This is a genomic window from Phosphitispora fastidiosa (genome assembly GCF_019008365.1).
Classification (GTDB): domain Bacteria; phylum Bacillota; class Thermincolia; order Thermincolales; family UBA2595; genus Phosphitispora; species Phosphitispora fastidiosa.
Map to the genome: position 1 here is coordinate 39,784 of NZ_JAHHUL010000002.1, position 22,896 is coordinate 62,679.

13 protein-coding genes are annotated in these 22,896 nt (G+C 48.9%); 1 reads left to right on the forward strand and 12 read right to left on the reverse strand.

All coding sequences use genetic code 11. The features are described 5' to 3' along the window. Positions 1–457: 457 nt before the first annotated feature. The 5 genes from Ga0451573_RS02615 to Ga0451573_RS02635 form a co-directional block, all read right to left on the reverse strand. The gene (locus tag Ga0451573_RS02615; protein ID WP_231682327.1) at positions 458–670 is read right to left on the reverse strand and encodes a YtxH domain-containing protein; all 213 of its coding nucleotides are present in this window, start codon (positions 668–670) and stop codon (positions 458–460) included. A 140-nt stretch (positions 671–810) separates the two neighbouring features. Beyond that, positions 811–2,199: a mannose-1-phosphate guanylyltransferase/mannose-6-phosphate isomerase gene (locus tag Ga0451573_RS02620; protein WP_231682328.1), complete on the reverse strand. Its 1,389-nt coding sequence runs from the start codon at positions 2,197–2,199 to the stop codon at positions 811–813. Positions 2,200–2,359: 160 nt separating this feature from the next. Continuing rightward, a complete protein-coding gene (locus Ga0451573_RS02625; protein WP_492207350.1) occupies positions 2,360–3,568 on the reverse strand; it encodes a glycosyltransferase family 4 protein in 1,209 nt (402 codons plus the stop codon). Positions 3,569–3,805: 237 nt separating this feature from the next. After that, positions 3,806–4,138, reverse strand: coding sequence for a phage holin family protein (locus Ga0451573_RS02630; RefSeq protein WP_231682628.1), 333 nt, complete (start codon positions 4,136–4,138; stop codon positions 3,806–3,808). Positions 4,139–4,425: 287 nt separating this feature from the next. Continuing rightward, a complete protein-coding gene (locus Ga0451573_RS02635) occupies positions 4,426–13,563 on the reverse strand; it encodes an S-layer homology domain-containing protein (RefSeq protein ID WP_231682330.1) in 9,138 nt (3,045 codons plus the stop codon). A gap of 285 nt (positions 13,564–13,848) precedes the next feature. Here Ga0451573_RS02635 and Ga0451573_RS02640 point away from each other — a divergent pair, with 285 nt between their 5' ends. Next, complete coding sequence (locus tag Ga0451573_RS02640; protein WP_231682331.1) at positions 13,849–15,345, forward strand: response regulator transcription factor; 1,497 nt, start codon at positions 13,849–13,851, stop codon at positions 15,343–15,345. 41 nt (positions 15,346–15,386) lie between these two features. Here the strand turns inward: Ga0451573_RS02640 and Ga0451573_RS02645 are convergent, their stop codons facing one another. The 7 genes from Ga0451573_RS02645 to mraY all read right to left on the reverse strand — a co-directional run bounded on the left by Ga0451573_RS02645 (position 15,387) and on the right by mraY (position 22,877). Then, positions 15,387–15,746: a carboxyvinyltransferase gene (locus tag Ga0451573_RS02645; RefSeq protein ID WP_231682332.1), complete on the reverse strand. Its 360-nt coding sequence runs from the start codon at positions 15,744–15,746 to the stop codon at positions 15,387–15,389. Positions 15,747–15,767: 21 nt separating this feature from the next. Further along, positions 15,768–16,676, reverse strand: coding sequence for a UDP-N-acetylmuramate dehydrogenase (gene murB / locus Ga0451573_RS02650; protein ID WP_231682333.1), 909 nt, complete (start codon positions 16,674–16,676; stop codon positions 15,768–15,770). A gap of 3 nt (positions 16,677–16,679) precedes the next feature. Next, on the reverse strand, positions 16,680–18,059 hold the full coding sequence (gene murC, locus Ga0451573_RS02655) for a UDP-N-acetylmuramate--L-alanine ligase (RefSeq protein WP_269438068.1): 1,380 nt from the start codon (positions 18,057–18,059) through the stop codon (positions 16,680–16,682). Positions 18,060–18,187: 128 nt separating this feature from the next. After that, positions 18,188–19,300 carry an undecaprenyldiphospho-muramoylpentapeptide beta-N-acetylglucosaminyltransferase gene (gene murG / locus Ga0451573_RS02660; protein ID WP_231682334.1) on the reverse strand — a complete coding sequence of 371 codons (1,113 nt, stop codon included), beginning with the start codon at positions 19,298–19,300 and terminating at the stop codon, positions 18,188–18,190. Positions 19,301–19,329: 29 nt separating this feature from the next. Continuing rightward, positions 19,330–20,433: a stage V sporulation protein E gene (gene spoVE / locus Ga0451573_RS02665; protein WP_231682335.1), complete on the reverse strand. Its 1,104-nt coding sequence runs from the start codon at positions 20,431–20,433 to the stop codon at positions 19,330–19,332. A 6-nt stretch (positions 20,434–20,439) separates the two neighbouring features. Continuing rightward, entirely contained in the window at positions 20,440–21,837 is a 1,398-nt protein-coding gene (gene murD / locus Ga0451573_RS02670) for a UDP-N-acetylmuramoyl-L-alanine--D-glutamate ligase (protein WP_231682336.1), read from the reverse strand. A 68-nt stretch (positions 21,838–21,905) separates the two neighbouring features. Then, positions 21,906–22,877, reverse strand: coding sequence for a phospho-N-acetylmuramoyl-pentapeptide-transferase (gene mraY, locus Ga0451573_RS02675; protein ID WP_231682337.1), 972 nt, complete (start codon positions 22,875–22,877; stop codon positions 21,906–21,908). Positions 22,878–22,896: the final 19 nt, after the last annotated feature.

The following is a 22,896-nucleotide window of genomic DNA, read 5'->3' on the forward strand; positions in this document are numbered from 1 at the left end:
TATACCTCCATTCTTAATATCCAAAGTTTGCTGCGCGAATCCCCACCCGCAAGATCACTTAAAACCACCTTTGTATGCTCAATGGTAAAAATGACGGTATTGCCTGACCGCAGACTACTATATATAATGACCATAGAATTTACAGAAAAGAAAGACGCCCCCGTTTAAAGTGCTACTGCACTAACAGCGCCAGGGGCGTCTACCAACTCTAACTATGGTCATTTTAACAAATTATGAGCTGGTTGAAAACCCCTCAAGCGGTGTTTTTCATTAGTAGCGGAGAACAGATTTTTTGCCCATGTTGTGGCGCCGTTGAAAGTCATCAGTAGCCGGAGACGAGGGTATAGATATTTATATATTTCAACAATATTCTAGCTAATTCCTGCCTCTAAAAAAGGTTGGGTATTAAAACTAGCCTTTAGTTTGTTTCATACCAAGGGTTTAACCTTGCCTAAGCTTAAATCACGTGTATTTGGAAGGAGGATCTCATCTGTCGTTGGGGAGGGTATGAAACGCCATAATCTGCTTTATTTGTGTCTTCCCTGGTTTCTTGACCAGATTTGGGCGCTAATAAAACGCCAGCTGCTGCACCAATAGCAGCACCTACTGTGAGTCCTGCAGCTACTTTTTTTGCTGTATCCTTTCTTTCGTTCTTTCTTCTTTTTTTCATTCTTTAGTTTCTCTAAATAATCCTTTAGCATTTCTCATACCCCCTGTATCTATCAATCTAACTGTAATTGCCTCCGCCTTCGGCATAGGCTATCGATTAGAATATCCTCGTTCAGCATCAACGTCGTAATGTACCCTTTTCTATGTACTTACCCGACCATATATATCCTCAAACCGAACGATATCGTCCTCACCCAAATAACTGCCGTTTTGCACCTCGATGATCTCTAGCAGCAGCTTGCCCGGATTTTCCATACGGTGTTTGGTCGTTTGCGGCACGAAGACGCTTTCGTTCTCGTGGACCATCTGCTCGATTTCACCGATGGTCACCTTGGCTGTACCACCGATAACGATCCAGTGCTCACTCCGGTGATAATGCATCTGCAGGCTAAGTACCTGCCCCGGATTGACGACGATCTTCTTCATCTTATATCCCTGCCCAGAGCACAGCACAGTATATAGCCCCCAGGGTCGATAGACTGTCGTATGCTCATCCGCTTCCACCCGGCCCTTTGACGTTAGTTCGCTCACTAGGTCTTTTACCTTCTGCGATTCGCCTTTTTTGGCAACTACGATGACATCATCCGTCTCCACTACCAATAGGTCTTCCAGACCAATGCCAGCGATGAGGCGGCTGTGTCCCAAAATCAACGTGTTCGAACAATCAATCGGGATACAGTCGCCCTGGACTGCATTGCCGTTTGCATCCTTGTCCAACACGTTATAGATAGCATCCCACGAACCGATATCACTCCATTCTGTCGTAAGCGGCAACATCACCACCTGCCTTGATTTCTCGACCACGGCATAGTCGATCGAGATATTAGGCATTTCAGCAAAATTTTCCGTCATTATGTCCAGAACCGTGTCCGTAAGCGCATAAATATCCGGCCGATGCACCCGCAATTCCTCCATTAAGCAACAAATGGTAAACGCCAACATCCCAGAATTCCAATAGTAATTGCCCTCAGTAACGTAAGCCTCTGCCGTGGCTTTGTCCGGCTTCTCATGGAACGACTCGACGATAAAACCGCCATCACTAGGCTTGCCGGTCTGGATATACCCATAGCCGGTTTCCGGACTATCCGGCTTTACGCCAAGCGTTACAATTTTGTTCATCTTTGTCATGCCCAGCGCCTGCCCCAAATTGGTAGTAAACATTTCCAATGGTCGGATGATGTGGTCAGAGGGCGTCACAAAAATAACTTCATCCAACTCACAGCCCAGTCGGTCGACGCAGTACCTGACCGCTAAGGCAATTGCCGGTGCGGTATTACGGGCCACTGGCTCCAGCAGAATATGAGCTTCTTGGGCCTTGGCTGCAACAAGCTCAGTTTTTACATGGTGAACATATTCCTGATTAGTAACGATGACCATATTTGATGGATTAAACAGCGTCGAAAAGCGCTCTATTGTCTGGGCCAGCAACGATTTGTCGCCGTTCAATTTCAGAAACTGCTTAGGAAACCTAGTTCGCGAAAGAGGGAACAGGCGGCTACCTCCGCCGCCCGCAAGAATGATAATTTTCATATCAGAATCACTTTCCTTTCTCATGTTGCACCAAAGCTAGACTGGCAATACAGAAGCCGATGATACTTTCGGCTCCTTGGTTGCGATTGATGCCGTTTGACGTGATGCCATCGCAACATCCCCCGGTTATATCCTAAAGCCCACAAACAGCGTGATCCATTTATTCTACCAGCGCCTTCTGTTTGGGTACTTCAATGATGTTGGCAGGCACTCCCTTTTGTTGGGGCGCTCCCATGATGCCGGTGAACAGTTGCATTCCCTTCGGTTGGGGTCTCTCTATCATGTTGGTGAACAGTTGCATTCCCTTCGGTGGGGGTGCTTCCATGATATTGGTGAACAGCTTGATGTAACGACCAGCTACATTGGCCCATATCATCTCCTGTCCGACAGCCAAGGTCCTCATTTCCATTTCTCTTTTTTGCGAGGGATTGTCGAGTACACCTCTGATGCACGACGCCAGAGATTCGGAATCCCTAAATTCGGCAAGCATTCCCCGACCACCACCCAGCAATTCCTGAGCATAGCGGTATGGAGTCGACACGACGATCCGCCCGCATCCCACAGCGTACGCCAATGTCCCGCTGACCGCCTGTTCTTTGGACAGATACGGCGTCATGTAGATGTCAGACAAATGGAGATAGGTGATAACTTCTTCTTTCGTCAGATACTTGTCGATAAATCGGACATTATCCTTCACCCCGAGGTTTTCCGCCAAGGCAGTCAGGCTCTCTCTGTAGCTTTCCCCATATAACTCCTTGACGCATGGATGCGTTTTGCCCAGTATCAGGTAAACCAGATTTTCGTATTCCGGCACAACTTTGGCCACAGCTTCAATTCCATACTCCAACCCCTTAGCTGGGCTTAAGAGACCGAAACTACTAATGACCTGCTTGTTAGCTAAGCCATGACTGACTTTAATTTCTTCCCGCGGTTTAACTTGCAGGCTTGGTACACCGTGAGGAATGACCGCTATTTTGTTTGGCTCAATACCGTACGTGTGGGTCAATAAAGGGACCGCGCTTTGAGCCATTGTCACTACCATCGCACTAAGTCGTCCAAGCTCCCCCAGAACTACCCGTTGTTTTGGGGATGGATCCATCAGCACGGTGTGCGTCGTGACGATAAAAGGTATTGTTAGATTCTTGGCCAAGTCGATGATGTATTCACCGCTTTCTCCGCCAAATATCCCGTATTCATGCTCAATAATCAGCAATTTGGTATTGGTGTTTGCCCAGCGGGCAGTCTGGAAATAGCTGGCGCGGTCGTGCTGGGTGAGATTGGCTACCACCCGCAAGTCCTCGTATTTTTCCGTATTAGTGACCGCAATCACGTTCGATCGGAATAAAGCCGTTTTATCGATTTCGTTCACCAAGTCCTCCGTAAATGTGGCCAACCCGCATACCCGCGGAGGATACGTGCTTAAAAAGGTCATAGTCCTTGTTTGGTTTGTCCTTTCCATCTTTATTTTCTCCCTCCTAATATTCAGACTTCTACCGGTTCTTTTAAAAGCATTTACCTGTCTTCAATGGCTAAGTCCGTGAATACCACCACCACAGTCATGGCAAGTCTGTTCATGTCCTTGTTTACAGGGCAAAAGGAACACATCCTAGCGAAGTTCCGTCGGCACAAAAGCAGCCACAATGCCAATGACTATGGCCGCTAGGGCGGCGCCAAGGACGGAAACCGTCATGGCATTGACAAAAAACTGCGCTACGTAAATAACGATTGCAGCCACAATAAAACCAACAATGCCTCTGCTCTGGGGGGATATTTTCTTACCCATAATGGCCTCCACAACGTAGCCCAGAATGGCGATAACGACCGCCGCCAGCAGCGCTCCGCCGAACCCCACCACAGCAAAGCCCGGTAGTATAAAACTAAGGACTATAAGCACCAGTGCCGAGATAATAAAACGAACGATTAAACATAATATGGTTATTCACCTCCTGTTTTTATACTGCTTGTTTCCACTATTTTACACGAATAGTTTCTGAGAATTCTATCAGCACAGTACTTATAAATAAGTAAAAATAAAGAAGCCTTGTCAAACATAATCAAATTATCCACAATCCTGCAAAACGGTAATTTCCTTAATTAAAAAAAACGCCCCAGCACGAATTGGGATTAACCCAAACCGCGCCAGGGCGCTTGAAGCATGACTATCTCAACATATGCTGATTAAATCTACAGAAACTGCCTGACTACCTGTCGTTACTGCTGCTTCAGCTAAGCATACATGGAAAGCACATTTGTGGATGCAGCTTCACTCACTAATTCACCGTCAGACTGAGCAGTAACTGTAATCCAATCTCCCAATTGTAACGTCAGGCCTGTAACCTCCCAGCTGCCGTCAACTCCGGCAGTTACAGGCGCTTGCGGCGCCCCGTTAATGCTGAGGATAATCTCTGCTCCTGCTGTAGCTGTTCCGGTGACCACTGTGTGATCCTCTTTTACCGGCAGGGTAATAACCGGCGCTGCTGTCTGGGCCAGCAGAGAAGCTTCTGTTGTCACTGCAACTTTTACAATTGACGTTGCATTACCGTTGCTGTCATAGGCAACTACATAGACATCATACGCTGTTTCCACTGCCAATCCTGAAACAGTGATTACCGCCTCAGTGTCAGGGGTTAAAGAGATTTCCCCAAAACGGTTTCCGGGTAAAGGCTGACCATCATCGTAACAGCCCGCGGTAATTCTGGATGTATTGCTTGGCGGTGTCGCCCCGGCATCATATACAACAAAGTAGGCATCGCCATACTCATTGGTCTGTACCGTTAAATCAAATTGAGTCTCGGTGATATTATCAGTCTTCGGATAACCGGCCGCAAATTCAGGTGGTGTCGTATCTTCCTGGACATTAATCGCGAAGGTAACGGGATCACCGGTATCAAAGCTGACAACAAAGGAGTATATTCCTTCACCGTTGTCCCACAGATCGTTTAACACAATTGGTTTAACAGCCAGAACAGCCGTACCGTCTCCGCTGTCTGTAACTATATACTCTGATCCCATGAGAGTATATCCTTCATCATAGGCTTCAGGTACAAAGATACCGGTAACCTGAGCAGCATCTACCCAGTTTATGGTTGTGACCACATTTTCATAGCCAAAGTAGTAGAAGTCTGCTGCCTCCGGGACAATAACAGCACTGATTACATCCCTGGTGGTAAAGCTCCAGGTGATTGCTTCATTACCGGTGCTGCCGCTTCGTACCGCATCTGCCGGGATGGTTACCGTGTAAGTTGTGTTATGGTTTAAGGTATCATGGGCAATAGTCAGGGTACGGTTATCACCCTGTAGGACTGCCGCCACATTGCCCACCTGTTGTATTACCCCATCCAGATAGGTTATAGTGATGCCGCTGAGGTCGTTTACAGTAACATCTGTATCAAAGGTAACAGCGGTCGGGGGGTTTATATCTGCTGCCGGGGCGCCGTTCATTGGAACCAGCGTCTCTGCTGCCGGCGCCGGAGGTACTGCCTTGACCGTCAGTTTATAGTATTTGGTGGTTACCCCGTCTTCGGCAACAACAACCACTACAATGACATCATTCTCTGCCAGGACTTGAGTTGCCAGGTCTGCTTCATCTATCGTTATCCCGTTTAGGGTCACAGTTACTGTTGCATTGCTGTCAGCAGGCGCTGCCCCAATCCCGGCGAACCCGGTAAAGTCCGCTACCTCAAGCTCTGCTCCCGCATCCACCGAGGGGTCGGTCACCTCAAGTCCGGTCAACCCGGTTACATCCACCCCGCCTGCGGTGAAGACTGCCAGGGTGGCATTAGTGTTCAGGGGTCTGGTAATCTCCGCCAGCTTGATGATACTGTCAGCATTATCTGAGTATATGGCATTAAATGTACCCCCGGTATTTACCACCGATACCCTGGTGCCTTTGACAACAATACCATCATATACCTGGGACTGCCCGTTGTAATGGGTCTGCAGCTTGGTGGAATTGATGCCGCCCACAACTACATTGGTTAAGTCGGTTTCCACAGAGCTGACTGAGGTGCCGGTAAGACCCCCGGTGTTAATAAAGCTGATGGCCGCACCGCTGAAGACCAGTTCGGACACCTTAAAGGTACTCTGCTTATAGAGAAGGTGTATTGTATCCCCATTGGCAGTCAGGTCATAGATGTCAAAAACATCTGTAGATGAACCTGTGGTGCTGCCGGTGCCCAGATTTGATTTGACAACTATGGAATAGGTTTTGTCAGTACCGCTCATCCATCTATAATAATTGTATTTGTGTGCTGCAATATAATAGTTGTCTCCTGAATCCAAGGCAATATAGGAGCCTTTGTTAAAGTAGTTCCCGGCATAGGTAGCCCCTCCCAGGCTTTCATAATACCCGTCAAAGATAACCTGATTCGTAAAACTGCCCGAAGTATTTACGGCATACATAATATCCGGCTTGTTATCATACCAGAAGGTATTTCCATCTGTATCCGTATAGGTTATATGGGCATAGCCATTACTGTCCACGGCAATATCCGGTTTGGAGCAGGAACCGCCATTATTGGATGCTATCAACACCTCACCGCTCCAGGCGCTGCCGTTAAAAGTACGGTAACCGATGGCCCCATTTGTGGTATAGGCTATATGAGCGTTATCGGAACTGTCAATGGCCATTCTTCCTTCAGTACCTGTTCCAATTTCTGTTTCCACACCCCAGAGACCGCCGGCCTTCTCATTGTAGTAAATTTTGCCGTCCCTGGTATATACAACTCCGATAAAATCAGAACCGGCTTCCGCTTCCAGGAAATCCCCCACGGGAATTACCTCACTCAGTAATACTGCAGTTACCTTGTAATGCCTTACCGTTGTTCCATCCTCAGCCACCACTGTCACTACTATTACATCATTTTCTGCAACAGCCTGGTGAACCGGGTCTGCTGCGGGGATTCCATTTACGGTAACAGTCACTGCTGCATTGGCATCAGCTGCCGCTGCCGCAATACCGGTAAAATCAGTGAAATCGGTTATTTCAAGTTCAGCTCCCTGGTCAGTCATCGGGTTTGAGACCTCCAGTCCCGCCAAACCGGTTACGTCAATTCCACCTACAGTGAAGGCAGCTAAGGTTGCATCTGAGTTTGGAGTTAACAGCAGAATTTCATCTGCGGTAAGCTCCCGGGAAACCGTCATTTCACTCCAGAATGTGGTTTGTCCCTCCAGGGGCTTAATAACCAGCTCAATATGGGAGGGAATAAAGACCTCAGCGGGATTACTCCACCACTGCACAATAACTTCATTCAGGCTGCTGTAAGTCTTTGTTCCGTCTGCCGATATCCCTAAAGTGGTCAGAGCTTTGGTCACCGACTGCTCACCTAGCTTCAGGGTAACTATTGAATTATCCTTATCCAGGTAATATGGTGTCAGATGGGCCTCATTATAATTAATTTCCGTCCCATTTTCAAAGAACTTGTAGCCAAAAACGATACTGCCCTCACTAATATCTACTTGGGCGCCGGTAATCTGGTCCAAAGGCTGAACTGTAATCGCAAGTTCGCCTTTCGCTGCAACTCTTCCGGTGGCATCTTCTGTCACCCGGTAGCTTATGGTTGTGTCGCCGGCTGCTGCTGCAGTTATTTCTCCTGTGGCAGCATTAACAACCGCTTTGGTCTCATCACCGGACTGCCATGTAATCGTTTCTCCCGCTGCCGGTGCCGTAAATTCCGCAGGTGTTACATTAGGCTGACCTACCCTGACTTCGGCAATTGCGGGGTTATCGATGACTGCTGCCGGATAGACAGTGATTTCAGTACTGTTGTAGTTACCACTGTCTGATACGGTATAACTGATTGTAGTTGTACCGGCCCCCAGGGCTGTAATTACCCCGGTACTGGCATCAATGGATACTGTGGCTGTATTGCTGGACTGCCACCCGCCGACGCCGGCTTCTGTGGTCGAGGCCGCAGCTGTTGTGTTTTCTCCTATCTGGAGAACATTATCGATGTCAACTGCTGCGCCGAGAATGATAAAGTTTGCCGTATATTCCACATCCCCGGTTACAGTAAAGGTATATGTGCTTGCTGTGCTTATCTCTGTTCCGCCTTCGGTCCAGTTAACAAACAGGTAGCCTTCGTTTGCAGAGGCTGTCAGGGTCACCTCGGTGTTCTCTTCATGTAACCCTGCTCCCACCACGGTTCCGCCATCCACAGGGTTGATATTAATCACAATATTAAATCCGGGAATCGTATCCGGTCTCGGTATTGATGCTCCATCCTGCCAGTACAGGTATGGATAGCTGGCCCCTTCATCAATTGCCCAGACATTATCAAAATCCCAGCCGGTAAATGTCTCCCCTCTGATCATTTTAAAAGTGGTTTTGGGTTCACCTTTGCCTGTGTCGGACTGTCCTGATGTATTAGTATCATAGTAACAGTTGTTAATATCTCCGACACCGCCGTCCTGATACCCGATAAAGCCTCCTATGGTGCTGCCGCTTCCGGTAACTACTCCTGTGGAATATGAATTAAGAAAATGGCTGAGCGCATGGGCATTTCCAGCCATACCCCCTCTGCCCCAGGCTGCTCCAGTAACAGTAACATGGGAAGCACAGTTAACTATGAGATTACCGGCGCCGTGTTCTCCTGCCAAACCGCCGCCGTTTTGTGAAGCAGCTGCCACTATACCTGTTGCCCGGCACATTTGAATTGTCCCGTAACTGGCCCTGCCGGCAATGCTGCCTACATAACTCTTCCCGGAAATGTTGACATTTTCCAGGGATAAATCCCGGATAACAGCATAGTAAGTCATGCCAAAGAGGCCAATATTGTCCTCATTCGACCGGTTTATAGTGAGATTGGAAATTGTTTTGCCATTACCATCGAGTTCCCCTTTAAACTCTGAGCCCCAGGTTGGTCCGATAGGTATCCAGCCCTTGCCTTCATTGTACTCCGGACCATCTTCACCCAGGTAACCGGCTAAATCTATATCATTCAGCAAAATAAAATGCTTATTACTGTGAGCAGCTCCCAGATAGTTGCGGATATTGTGCAAATGCCTGGGTTCACTGATTTGCCAGGGAGCCTCTGCAGTACCTGAGCCTCCGGCAAACTCTGCCAATGTAGTAACGGTTGTGCCGTCACCTGCTGCTGATGCTTTGTGGGTATCTGTTTCCCTGACCCTGGCAATAAAGGTGTATCCAGTCTCCGGTGTTAATCCTGTGAAGACTTCACTGTCTTGCCACGTGGAACCGCCATCCCGGCTAAACTCCACAAGGGGATTGGCAGTCAGGGTAACAGTGGTCTCAGTTTTGCCCACCAATACCGGTGCATCAGGCGCTGCCGGTCCATCAGCTTTTTCCACTGCTGCTGTCGGGGCGCTGGTGACACTTCCGGCGGCATTGCTTCCATCAGCCGTTACTGTTGCGGTTATGGTCTGCCCGATGTCTTCCTGTACCAGGATGTAAGCCGTGCCTGTGGCCCCTGCAATGGCTGCCCCGCCGCGCTGCCACCGGTATGAAAGTGAGTTATCAGTTACCTCACCAGTGTACGTAAGTCCACTGATATTTGCTGTCAGTGTTTCTCCGAATTTAGTACTGCCATCTATTGTTACTGTGCCGCCCATTTCAGGCAGTGGTGCATTGTCAAAAGCGGTTATCGCCGCATTCAGGGCAGTCACGGCATCAGCGACTTGCTGCACTGTTGCTGCCACATTATCTGCTACCGCCTCTGCTGCTGCTATGGCCGCTTCCAAAGCATCCAAGTCTGCCTGCAGGACTTGTCCGGGATTCCGCGGTGTTGTTCCAACATCAGCATTTTCCGCTTTACCCTCGGCTGTTGCTATTGCTGCCAGCAAAGCTGTCTTGTCCACTTCTCCCTGTACTGATGCATCAAAGTCTGTTACCGCTCCATTTAGCGCAGTGACCGCATCAGTAACTTCCTGGACCATTGCCTCTGCATTATCCGCTATTAACTGTGCTGCCGCTATAGCTGCTGTCAATGCATCCAAATCTGCCTGCAGCACTTCACCCGGGTCTCTCGGGTCTGTCCCGACCACAGCATGGTCCACTTTATCCTGGGCTGCTGCTATCGCCGATGTTAACGCTGTCTTGTCTACTTCTCCCTGGACTGCGGCCTCAAATTCTGTTACCGCTGCATTTAACGCAGTAACCGCATCAGCAACTTCCTGCACTGTTGCCTCTGCATCAGCTGCCATTGCCTGTGCTGTTGCTATAGCTGCTTCCAAAATATCCAAATCCGCCTGCAGGACTTCCCCCGGATCTCTCGGGTCTGTTCCTACCATAGCACTGCCTGCTTTTACCTGAGCAGCTGTTATTGCAGATGTTAACGCTGTCTTGTCCACTTCTCCCTGGACTGACGCATCAAATTCTGTTACCGCTGCGTTCAGGGCAGTGACCGCATCGGCAACTTCCTGTACAGTTGCCTCTGCATCAGCTTCAACAACCTCTGCTGCTGTTATAGCTGCTTCCAGTGTATCCAAATCTACCTGCAGCACTTCACCCGGGTCTCTCGGGTCTGTCCCCACCACAGCCGCATCCGCTTTTCCCTGGGCTGTTGCTATCGCAGATGTTAACGCTGTCTTTTCCACTTCTCCCTGTATTGATGCCTCAAAGGCATCTACAGCTCCATTGAGTGCAGCAACCGCAGCAGCGACTTGCTGCACTGTGGCTGCCACATTATCTGCTACCGCCTCTGCTGCCGCTATAGCTGCTTCCAAAGCATCCAAGTCTGCCCGCAGGACTTCACCCGGGTCTCTCGGGTCTGTTCCTACCATATCAGCAGCAGCATCCGCTTTTGCCTGAGCTGCTGTTATCGCCGATGTCAGGGCTGTCTTATCTACCTGGCCGATATCACCCGCCTGGACATTATAGACATATTCTTCCCCTGCAGGTATAAGACCGGCTGCTCTAACCCTGACCTCAATCCTGTCCCCGGCAATCAGAGGCGTACCGGCCTGAGTTATCCTGTCAGCCGATATGCCAGGTGTCCAGTTTTGTTTGACTGCACTGCCATCAGAATTTGTGATCCTGAATTCCAGAGCAGCGGCAATATTGATTTTTGTCTGTCCTGCAGCTTCTCCTGCTGAAGGCCGGGTAATAACAACTTCTCCTCCGGCAGGCGCTGCCGGAGCAATTGTTACAATAAAGGTCCCCGCTTTGATTACTTCATTGGAACTATTCTTTATCTGGACATCAATTGTGGCTCTGCCAGCTGCTAAAGGAGTTACCCGGATCTCATTACTGCCTGCTCCGCTCACCTCTGCAGCAGCAACTTCAGGCGCCGAGGAATTGACTTCCAGTATTTCTCCCGCATCTAAAACTACAGAATTGGAACTGTCCGCCGGGCCGCCAACAGTAAGATTAACGCCTGTCAGACCTGTAACTAGCTGTATTTCCGGAGGCGCTAATCCTATGATTACAGGCGGCACAATTACGGTGTTATTGACCGCAATTCTCGATAAGCTTCCACCCACAATGTTAATATAGGCACTATTTTCCTCTACCTGAAGATAATTAATCGTTCCGCCTGCAACGGTAATCTGAACACCATCTGATACCACCTGAACTACATTGATACTTCCGGCGAATCGAACCTGGCCGGTGGTATTTACCGAAACTGTTGCCTGACCTGCATTTCCGGTTAGATTTAGTGATGCCGGACCAAATACCCCGATTACACCATGATGACTTCCCTGACTGTTAAAAGTATCTGCTGATACCGCCTGAATATTGGTATCCCCGGTTACTGTAACATCATCAGTTACATTAACAGTGGCATTGGGAGTATTGATAGTCAGGTTACCGGATATGGTCATGTTCTGAATTGTGATAACCTGACTTAAATTGCCCTCAATTAAGATGTCACCATTAATTGTATGGATTCCCGTTTCCGGGCCATAGGTAATATCCTCTGTCCCTGCAGGATATAATGTCACCGGCCCATCAGTTGTTCCACCATCAGTCCAGACAGGTACTGTTGCTGCTGCTGCTTCAAACACGGCACTGGCAGCAGCATAACCACTCCTGCTGAAGGTAAGTGTATATTCTCCGGCCATTGGCAGTTGGGAATCGACCGGATAAATTGTATAGCGGCCCGGATCATTATCTTCCGGGTCATCAGATATCCATTCATAAAAAGCTGCTTCATTGAGCGGTATAGCGGTTTCTCCCTTATTGAGAGAAAAATCACTGACAGACAGCCCTGTTATTGGAGCATTAGTTTCATCATTTGTGACAACTGCATCAAAATGGTCGGGAACGATACTACCGGAGGGAACTGCCAAATTTACCTCCGTATCGCCGCCACCGCCACCGCCACCGCCACCGCCACCGGCTGCCGGTGTGGTTGCCGGTGTGGTTGAAGTTATGGTGATATTGCCTCCGGCAGCTACAGTCAGCGTAGTCCCTGCAGCAAATGCCGTATTGTTGATGACCACATTTTCAGCTTTCACTTCGATTGTCGTTTCAGCCCAGACGTCAATATCTGCCCCTTTGGCAGTTTCGCTCACGGTTATTGCCGTGATTTTTGCGCCCTGGGCAATGGTGACTTTCGCTGCCGCCTTAACAGCTACAGTGGAAATAGTCGCTGTTTCTGATATTTCAATGGTTCCGCCCCGGATAAAGGTCTTTCCCTTTACGGTAACACCATCCAGGGTTACTCCACTATTACCTATTCCTTCGGCAAGATACAGATCCCCTGCAATAACCATATCCTTAAGGATTACATTACCGGAATTAACCACCAGGTTACCCTTGGTCTCGCTGCTGTACGTACCTGGCTGGTTAATAATCTCCCCACTGGCTTTACCGAGGATTGTAACTGTTTCGGCACGTTTAATATTCTTCTCCGGCCCGAATGTGCCGTCAGGATACCCGCCGATAAAACCTTTACCCTGCATAACAGCTACAGAGTTTCTGGCCCAGTCCCCAATCTGACCGGAATCCTTAAATTCAGAAGACATTGAGGAGGTGTCATCACTTAAACCAAAGGCCTTAACCACCACTAAAGCAGCTTCCTGACGGGTAATATTGTTCTGCGGCCTGATGGAGCCATCAGGATATCCCCCAACATAACCTGCAGCCACAGCTTTGGCAATTTCGTCATAATACCAGACATCGCCGGATACATCTGAGAAACTTACCACAGCTTTTTCCTTAAACCCAAATACCTTGTTTATCAGGGTGAAGAATTCTGCCCTGGTAATGTTATTATCCGGTCTAAAGGTATTATCGGAATAACCTTTAATCAAACCCTTAGCTGACCACTCTTCAATTTGCCCTTTTGCCCAATGATGTGAAATATCGGAAGCGGCAAAAGAAGTAATGGGCATCATGAGCACCAACATTGCTAAAATAACGGATACTAATAATAAATTCTTAACTTTCAATCTCCTGCACATTTATTTACCCCCTTAGCTGTCAGTCTTTTTACCTGAAACCTTTTTTGGCTGCCACCCCCTTCTGATAAGGTAAAAAAGCACAACAGGTTAATGCTGTGCCGAGCACCACAATTAATACTAATACGCTTTCGCGAAACACCAATAACTAACCAAAAATAATTCGCATATGCTTCAGTTTATGATATAATTAACCAAGCGTCTATCACCCTTGAAGGGTGATTTTGTCTAATTAATCAAGTAGTAATTATTATTGGGTATGATAATGTCTTAGTGCAGGAGAAAAAAATGTGGGCTAAATCATTTGGGCTGGGAATTGTGCAGGGCTGGTTATGGCTGTTCTTTCTGAACGGCCCGCTTATGTATGGTGTCACCACTAAATCTGGCGGGAGCCCTGAAACCGTGTTTATGGCCTTTTTACTTTGCACCTCAATTTCATATCTGCTTATTGCCAAAATGGGTAAAATAACAGCAGGGTTGTGGAAAAAACCATTATTTATAATTCTGTCTATATCATTAATGACAGCCGGAACTCTGGTATGCGGTTTAATAGGAAATGATAGTCCGGAACTTCGTTACAATCTGCTGATTATACTGGGTTCACTTCTGGCAGGGGTGGGTTCTGCCATGCTGATATCGGCATGGGGTGAACGGTACAGTACTCTTCCTGCCCATCAGGCCAGCCTGGCCTTCGGTATCGCGGTAACGGTCGGAACCATCATTTTCTTTATTGTCAGCAAGCTTCCGTTACTTATGGCAGTCCCAGTCACTGCCTTTATACCACTGGGTTCCATGATCCTGCTGCTGCGCGAAACTAATACCATAGCTGAACCGCAGCAGGATGCCTCTATCCGGTCGGCTGAATCCTTTCCCTTTCCCGTACGGTTAGTAGTGCTAATCATTTTATTTTACGTGGCCGGCGGCCTGATGCATAAGATGATTGCCTCAGGACAGCAATTAGGCTTTGTCGAAAACTTCTGGCTTACCAATATGGTGTACTTCGCCGTATGCCTGTCAGCAGGAGTATTTGTTTACTTCAATCCCGGCCTTGACCTGAGATTACTTTACCGGCCAATTCTTCCTCTCCTTGGAGTTGGTTTTGTGCTGTTCCCCTTTTTACATATTTCTTATCCTGTGATTCCTTTTACTTTCCTGCAGACCGGGTTTGCTCTTTTTGACCTTTACACCTGGATACTTTTTGCATACCTGGCGGCACGTCATCGTTTTCCGTGGAGTGTCATTGCCTGGGGTATGTTCCTGATTACAACGGCCATTTTTTCCGGAGAATTTATTTTTAAAGAGATCTCGTCAGCAATTTCGCTAAGCATAGCAGAAACTGATTTGATTTCCCTTTTGGCGGCACTGCTGATGTTTATCGGGACAATGGTTTTCCGGGGAGAGCGGGAAACATTTGCCGGCTGGAATTATCCTTCTGCCCCTGTAAAGCCGGAGATAGCTGAAGCGCGTCTGAGCAATAAGGCTCATGCAGAAACAGCCTGTAGTGTCTGGAAGATACCAAACCCTGAAGGCGGGTCTCCGGTTGGGGCTGCTCAGGAAGGTTCTCCAGTTGCACAGTTCGCCGGGCATTACGGCCTGACACCCCGGGAAAAACAGATTATGGAACTGCTCCTGGAGGGACGGAACAACCCTTATATCCGGGAAAATCTCAACATTTCCAACAACACCCTGAAAACCCATCTGCGCAACACTTTCCGCAAACTCTCCATCAGTGACCGCCAGGAACTCCTTGACCTGTACAGGGAATTCAAGGATAGTTTTCTTTGAAAAAACTTAAGGGTTACAGCTAAAATTGCTGTAACCCTTTTCTATAAAGTGGCACATCCACCTGGGTAGGCAGCCTTAACCCGGCCGAACCTCCCCAGAAGAGGACCCATGACCAGATTTGAGGCCCTCATTTTACGCATCAGGTCTTCTGAAATTTCCAGGCTGCCGACTTTGCTGCTATCAACGGTAACTGTGCTGCCATCGCACTTTATCCGGGCCCCAAGATATGTCAGCACCTCTTTCATCACCTGGACATCCAGGAGGGCCGGAACCTCATGAATAATACTTATACCCTTGGTGAGCAGACTGGCCGCCAGAATAGGAAGGATAGCATTCTTGGCGCCGCTTACCCTTACATTCCCCTTTAGACGTTTACCTCCAATAACAATAAACTTCTCCACTTGGTCACCTCCAGATTCAGGTTATTCACCTACAACCCGAACCTCCAGTTCCAGCTCAATTTGGTACTTTTGCATGACAAGGTTCTTTATTCGGGTTATTAGTTGTAAGATATCTTCAGCCTTAGCCATGCCCAAATTCACAATGAAATTAGCGTGTTTGTCTGAAACCATGGCATCACCAATTCTCATTCCCTTACACCCGGCATTTTCGATGAGCCACCCGGCCCACTGTCCGGGGGGATTAGCGAAGACACTGCCCGCAGTTGGAAACTCCAGGGGCTGTGAGCGCCTTCGTTTCTCCAGGTTGACTTTATTTGCAGCCATTATCTCCTCCGGTTCTCCCGGTTTCAGGTCAAAATCTGCAGTCAGGATCACCAGGCCTTTACCAGGGATGCCGCTTTTTCGATATGAAAAACCAATCTCTTCTTTCTCCAAAGAGACGGTATTCCCATCACCTGTCAGTGCGGTAACCCCCCTGACAACATCAGCCATACTCTTACCGTGGGCTCCTGCATTCATGCTCACAGCGCCCCCCACGGAAGCCGGAATGCCGGCCGCAAATTCCATACCTGTCAAGCCTTCCCGGGCAGCCCTGGCGGACAAAGTTGGGATAAACACCCCCGCTTCAGCTGTAATCACTGTACCCTTAACCTCAATCTGGTTAAATCCCCGGGAAATCTTGAGTACAATCCCCCTGATGCCCCCGTCTTTGACAAGCATATTGGAACCATTCCCCATCACTGTCAACGGCAGGCCTTGTTGAATGGCAAACTGCTGGCATAGCCTGATATCTTCGATAGAGGAAGGCAGCACCATTATGTCCGCCGGGCCGCCAACCCGCCAGGAGGTATGGTTCTTCATGCTTTCGCAGCTTTTAACTTCACCTTTAAGCAATTTTTCCAAACTCTGCTCAATTTCGCAAGGGTCCATACCCTACCTCTCTTTCAGCCTTTCTACCAGTTGCATTCCGGCTGTCCTGATATTACCCGCCCCCATAGTCAGGATGAGGTCTCCGGGCTCGGCTGTCCGATACAGGAAATCAGTAATCTCTTCCAGTGTCCGGAAATAATGCACGCTCCTGTTCTCATGCTCGCTTACTGCATTAACTATCAAATCAGCGGTAACACCTGGCACAGGTGTCTCTCCGGCTGCATAAATCTCATTTATTATAATCATGTCTGCATCAGGAAATGCTTCACCAAACTCCCTGTAAAGCAGCCCTGTCCTGGAATACCTGTGTGGTTGAAAAACACCTATGACACGATTTGATTCCGTCTGTTTAGCCGCCCTTAAAGTTGCTTTCACCTCCGTTGGATGGTGGGCATAATCGTCAACAACCCTGATGCCATCAACTTCTCCCAGTAACTCAAATCTTCGGTGTGGTCCCTTAAAATTTTTCAGCGCTCCCGCAACTGCCTCAAAATCAAGACCGGCTGTCCGGCCAACTGCAATTGCCGCCATGGCATTATTTATATTATGCAGACCGGGTACATTAAGTTCCAGAACCCCCAGCCTATCATCCCCGAAAAAAATTTCAGCATATGTATTTATACCCCTGGTCCGGATATCTCTGGCCGAATACATCGCCGGGTGTTCAATACCGTAAGTCAGCAGCCTTTTATCTTTTGCGACCGCCATTTCCACCAGGTCCGGGTCATCGGCACATACAATCAGATATCCGTCAGAAGGAACTTTTTCCATAAAATCGCCAAAAGCCTCTTTAATGGCTTCCCTGCTCCCATAGTAGTCCATATGGTCATCCTCTATATTTGTAATCACCTCAATCAACGGAGACAATAGCAAAAACGAACCATCACTTTCATCCGCCTCTGCAACAAGGTACTCTCCTGACCCCAATTTGGCATTGCCCCCGATTTCAGTTATATCCCCACCGACCACAATTGTCGGTTCCTGACCGTTCCTTTCAAATACCAGAGCTACCATGGAACTGGTGGTTGTTTTTCCATGAGCCCCGGCCACGGCAATTCCTTTTTTTCCGGCCATCAGCCGGGCCAGCATTTCTCCCCTTTTTACAACCTCAATACCCCGCCTCAGCGCCTCCTGCAGCTCGGGGTTATTTTCCCTGATGGCAGAAGAAACCACCACCAGATCAGTGTCCTGTCCAATATTCGCACCGTCATGTCCGAAGCAAACCCGGGCGCCCATATTTATTAACCGGGAAGTGGGTTCCCCCTGTTTCAGGTCTGACCCGCTTACATGATATCCCTGCTGCAATAAAATCGTGGCAATTCCGCTCATTCCCGAACCACCTATTCCAACGAAATGAACATTCCCGTGTCCGGTTTCCAACAACTGTCACTCCTCCCTGTTATCCCTATCTCATATTATGCAGTATAATTTTTTATTGTGCCATGAAGCTGACGGAGCCTGTCCATCACTAACCAAAAAGAAAAAAGTCTTCATTAAAAGTCTCTGAACAATTACTGCCCGCTGATATCGTTTATAAGCTGCAGGATATGTTTCAGCGCCCCGGGTTTACCCAGACTGCGCGATTTTTCTGCCATTCCGGCAAGAACCTGTCTGTCGGAGAACAAATTATATATGGTATCCCACAGGACTTTAGAGGTAAGGTTCCGGTCCGGTATCATCACTGCAGCCCCTTTTCTGACCAGCGCTTCCGCATTATATTCCTGGTGATTGCCGGAGGCGTATGGGTAAGGAATCAGAACCGACGGCAGCCCCCGAACCGTAATCTCGGCAATTGAAGTAGCCCCGGCCCGGCATATAACCAGGTCTGCAACCGCAAGAGCCTCATCAATATTGTATAAATAAGGGGTGACAGTAACATTCCCACACCCGGCAAGGTCTATTCCCCTGGACCTGAAATCACCTAAGGTCTCCTCATATCCGGTTTGTCCGGTCACCAGCACCAGCTGCATACCCTGCTGTCCGCAAACCTTCGCGGCCACATCAGGCAGGGCCTTGTTAATGCTCCGGGCCCCACGGCTGCCGCCCAGAACCAGGACAGTAAATCTGTTCCCGTCAAGGCTCAGGGCCTTGACTCCCGCTTCCCGTTCTGCCATTGTAATCTCCGGCCTTACCGGAAGTCCGGTTACTTTGATATCAGCCCTGGAACTGAAATACTTCCTGGATTCGGGAAATGTAGCTGCAACTTTCGTCACAAAGCCTGACAAAAGCTTATTGGTGATCCCGGGATATGCATTCTGCTCATGAATCAGGGTCGGTATTTTGAGCATTACCGCTGCACTGATAACAGGAGCGCAGACATACCCTCCGGTTCCCACTACCACAGTTGGTTTAAACCTTTTTAAAATTCGTAAAGCGTCAAAAAAACCCTTGATGGCGCTAAAAACAGTCTTAAATACCCGTAAAGATAGTTTCCGCCTCAGGGCTTCAGCTGTAATTATTTCAAAATTAAACCCCTCACGCGGGACAATGTCTGCCTCCAACCCTTTAGCAGTCCCCAAAAACAGCACTTCTGCCTTCGGGTTATTTTCTTTTAAACCTCTGGCAATGGCCAGGGCGGGATAAATATGCCCCCCTGTACCGCCGCCGGTAAGAACTATCCGCACTGCCACTCCCCCCATTTTAACGGGTTTAATCATCGCGAAGAGATATATCGTGAAATATTCAAAAGAATCCCCACCCCTATCAGTGTAAAAACAAGGGATGAGCCGCCAAAACTTATCAGCGGCAGCGGTATTCCGGTAATCGGCAGGGATCCGGTAACTACTCCAATATTTATAATGGCCTGAAGGGCAATCATCGAAGTCAGCCCCACTGCCAACAAGCTCGCAAAGGGATCCTGGGTACTCAGGGCAACCTTAAAACCCCGCCATACAAAAACCAGGAACAGCATAATTACAAAGGCCCCGCCAAAAAACCCCAGTTCCTCACCCAGAACAGCGAATATAAAATCCGTATGCTGCTCAGGGAGATAAAAAAACTTCTGGTGACTCTGTCCCAGGCCCAGACCAAACAACCCGCCGGAACCAAGCGCATACAGTGACTGGATGATATGAAACCCCGTTCCCTGCGGATCTGCCCAAGGATCCAGAAAGGCCAGGAAACGGCTCATCCGGTACGGCTCGAGGACAATTGCCAGACAAACTGCTGCCAGACCTGCTAAAGCCAGGTAAATCAGGTGTTTGCCCCTGGCCCCTGCGGCAAACAGCATTATATAGACAGTCCCGGCAAGAGACACAGCAGTTCCCAGGTCAGGCTGGAGCAAAATCAACAAGCAGGCCAAGGCCAGAATAGCCAGGTAAGGAAGCATTCCTGAAGCAAACTGTTTGAGCCGGCTGCGGTTCTTAGCCAGCCCATAGGACATGAAAATCACCAGCGAAAGCTTGATTACCTCTGAAGGCTGAATCCTCATGGATCCGACTCCCAGCCAGCGCTGGGCGCCTTTGACACTCTTCCCGATACCGGGCATTACAACTGCAATAAGAAGGACAAATGCCATTATTAACAGCGGGATCGCCCATTTCTTATACTTCCAGTAATCAATTTTCATCACTGAAATCATTGCGGCAATCCCTATCAGAGCCCACAGCACCTGTCTTTTCAGGTAATAAAAGGTGTCATCAAGTCTTTCATAAGCGGTAACCTGGCTGGCGCTGTACACCATGACCACACCGATGCCCAGCAGCAGCACCACAGCACCAAACAAGAGAATATCAGGCGACTTTTTCCGAGGATACAAAGAGTATTACCTCCTTAGGCTGAGTACAAGCTCCTTAAATCGTTCTCCCCGCTCCTCGAAGTTCCTGAACATATCCCAGCTGGCACAGGCCGGTGACAACAGCACAATTTCCCCGGGTCTGGCTTCTGCCGCAGCCATCCTGACGGCATCATCAAAATTTGCGGCCTCCAGGATTTGTGTAAAGCCGGTCCCCATAACGGCTTTACGCAGTTCGTCCCTGCATTCGCCAAGGACTATCAGGCTGCGTACCTTTTCCTTAACTTTCCGGGCAAACTCGCTGAAATCACTGCCCTTATTTCTCCCGCCGGCCAGGAGTATAATAGGTTCATCATAAGCTTCGAGGGCCTTTATTGAGGCATCGGGATTAGTTCCCTTGGAATCATTGATAAACCTGATTCCATCAAACTCGGCAACAGGTTCCAGCCGGTGCGCCACTCCCCGGAAGCTTTTCAGGGTCATGCCGATAACTTCTGCCGGAACGCCCATTACATAGGCGGCCGCGGCTGCAGCCAGGGCATTTTCCAGGTTATGGGCTCCCCTGATAAACACTTCCCCCACTGGACAGACCGGTTCGGTTTTTCCGCCAAACAATGCCACTATTTGCCCGTCCTCAACAAATATTCCTTCTTCTACCTTATGCCTCCGGCTGAAAAATATTACTTTTCCCGGAGTCCGGCCACTTAATGCGGCCACTCCGGGGTCGTCATAATTAAGTACCGTAAAATCAGTCTTGTCTTGATTCTCATATATCCTGGCCTTGGCGCCGGTATAGTTTTCCATCGTCCCGTGCCTGTCCAGGTGGTCGGGTGTAAAATTAAGCATAACAGCCACCTTGGGCCGGAACTCTGCAATACACTCTAGCTGAAAACTGGACACCTCGGCCACAATAACATCTTCAGGGCCATACTTTTCCACTTCCAGCACCAGGGGCAGGCCGATATTGCCTCCAACACAAACACGCCTGCCGGCATCCCTGAAAATCTCCCCAACAAGTGATGTCGTGGTTGTCTTCCCATTGGTTCCGGTAATGGCAACAATGGGAGATGCGGCGAACCATGAGGCCAGTTCCAGCTCACTGTATACCGGAATTCCCAGGTTAACAGCACGCTCAATCGGTGGTATATTCAGAGGCACACCCGGGCTGACCACCACAAAGTCGAAGTCACCGGAACCGAACTCGGGATACACACCGGTAATAATACCAACATTCTCCGGCACCTGGTCAAGAACATCCTGCAAGTCCTCCTCGGACTTTTTATCAGTAAGTACCACGCGGGCTCCCCTTCCGGCCAGGAAGCCGGCTGCTGCCAGTCCGCTGCGGGCTATCCCCACCACCAGTACCTTTATGTTCTCCCATTCAGTTGTTCCCCATTTTGTTCTCTGTTTCTCCCTGGAACTCTCCATTTTGCTCCCTACTCTCATTATGTCCCGAATATCATTATGCCCATAATATCATGACTTGAATTTCTCTGTTAACCGATATTATGCATTCCCAACAGTCCCAAAGCCGCACCAATTAAGGCCGCCAGCCAGAACACCCGGACAACTTTCTGCTCCTGCCATCCTTTAAGCTCGTAATGATGGTGCAGCGGGCTCATTAGAAAGACTCTTTTACCGGTCGTTTTAAAAGATATAACCTGTATGATTACAGATAATATTTCAGCAAAGTATAGAAATCCAATAAACGGAATAAACAACTCTGTCCCGGTAACTACAGCCATCGATGCCAAAGCCCCTCCCAGGGCCAGGGAACCGGTATCTCCCATAAAAACACGAGCCGGGTGGATGTTGTATCTCAAAAAGCCCAGGCAGCCGCCCACCAGCGCCGCCCCAAATACGGCCACTCCCTGGAGTTCCAGCATAATTGCAGCCAGGATAAATGCCAGTGTTGATATCGCCACCGAACCGGCAGCCAGTCCGTCAAGACCGTCTGTGATGTTGACCGCATTAACCGTCCCCGGAATCACTATCAGTGAGGTGAATATTATGTACAGAACCGGGCCAATATCAAACCGGTATCCCGAAAAAGGAATAACCAGCTCTGTCCCCCTGCCCAGGAAAAATACAGCCACCACCGACACGGTAATGGCGACCCCCAGCTGTCCTAACAGCTTTTCACGGGCTCGCAGTCCCAGTGACCGCCTCAAGACCACCTTGATATAATCATCAATGAATCCAATAAGTCCATAAGCCAGGGTAGCCCCCAGGACCAGGAAAACAGGTCCTGTTTTCGGTGCAAATACTAATGTCCCCGTTACCGCACCGGTTAAAAACAATACTCCACCCATGGTGGGTGTACCCGCCTTCTGCAGATGTCTCTTAGGACCGTCATCCCTTATATACTGCCCAAACTTCATCTTATACAGTACAGGTATCAAAAGCGGTCCTGTCAGGAGACTGATTATCAAAGCCAAACCAAACCCGTAGATTATCTCTTCCAACAAATTCTCCCCCCGGAATGTA

Coding starts and splice junctions, on each gene's coding strand:
- murB (WP_231682333.1), bottom strand. CDS start 16,676: ATGGACCCTTGCGAAATTGAGCAGAGTTTGGAAAAATTGCTTAAAGGT.
- murD (WP_231682336.1), bottom strand. CDS start 21,837: ATGGAGAGTTCCAGGGAGAAACAGAGAACAAAATGGGGAACAACTGAA.
- Ga0451573_RS02640 (WP_231682331.1), top strand. CDS start 13,849: ATGTGGGCTAAATCATTTGGGCTGGGAATTGTGCAGGGCTGGTTATGG.
- Ga0451573_RS02615 (WP_231682327.1), bottom strand. CDS start 670: ATGAAAAAAAGAAGAAAGAACGAAAGAAAGGATACAGCAAAAAAAGTA.
- Ga0451573_RS02635 (WP_231682330.1), bottom strand. CDS start 13,563: ATGTGCAGGAGATTGAAAGTTAAGAATTTATTATTAGTATCCGTTATT.
- Ga0451573_RS02620 (WP_231682328.1), bottom strand. CDS start 2,199: ATGAAAATTATCATTCTTGCGGGCGGCGGAGGTAGCCGCCTGTTCCCT.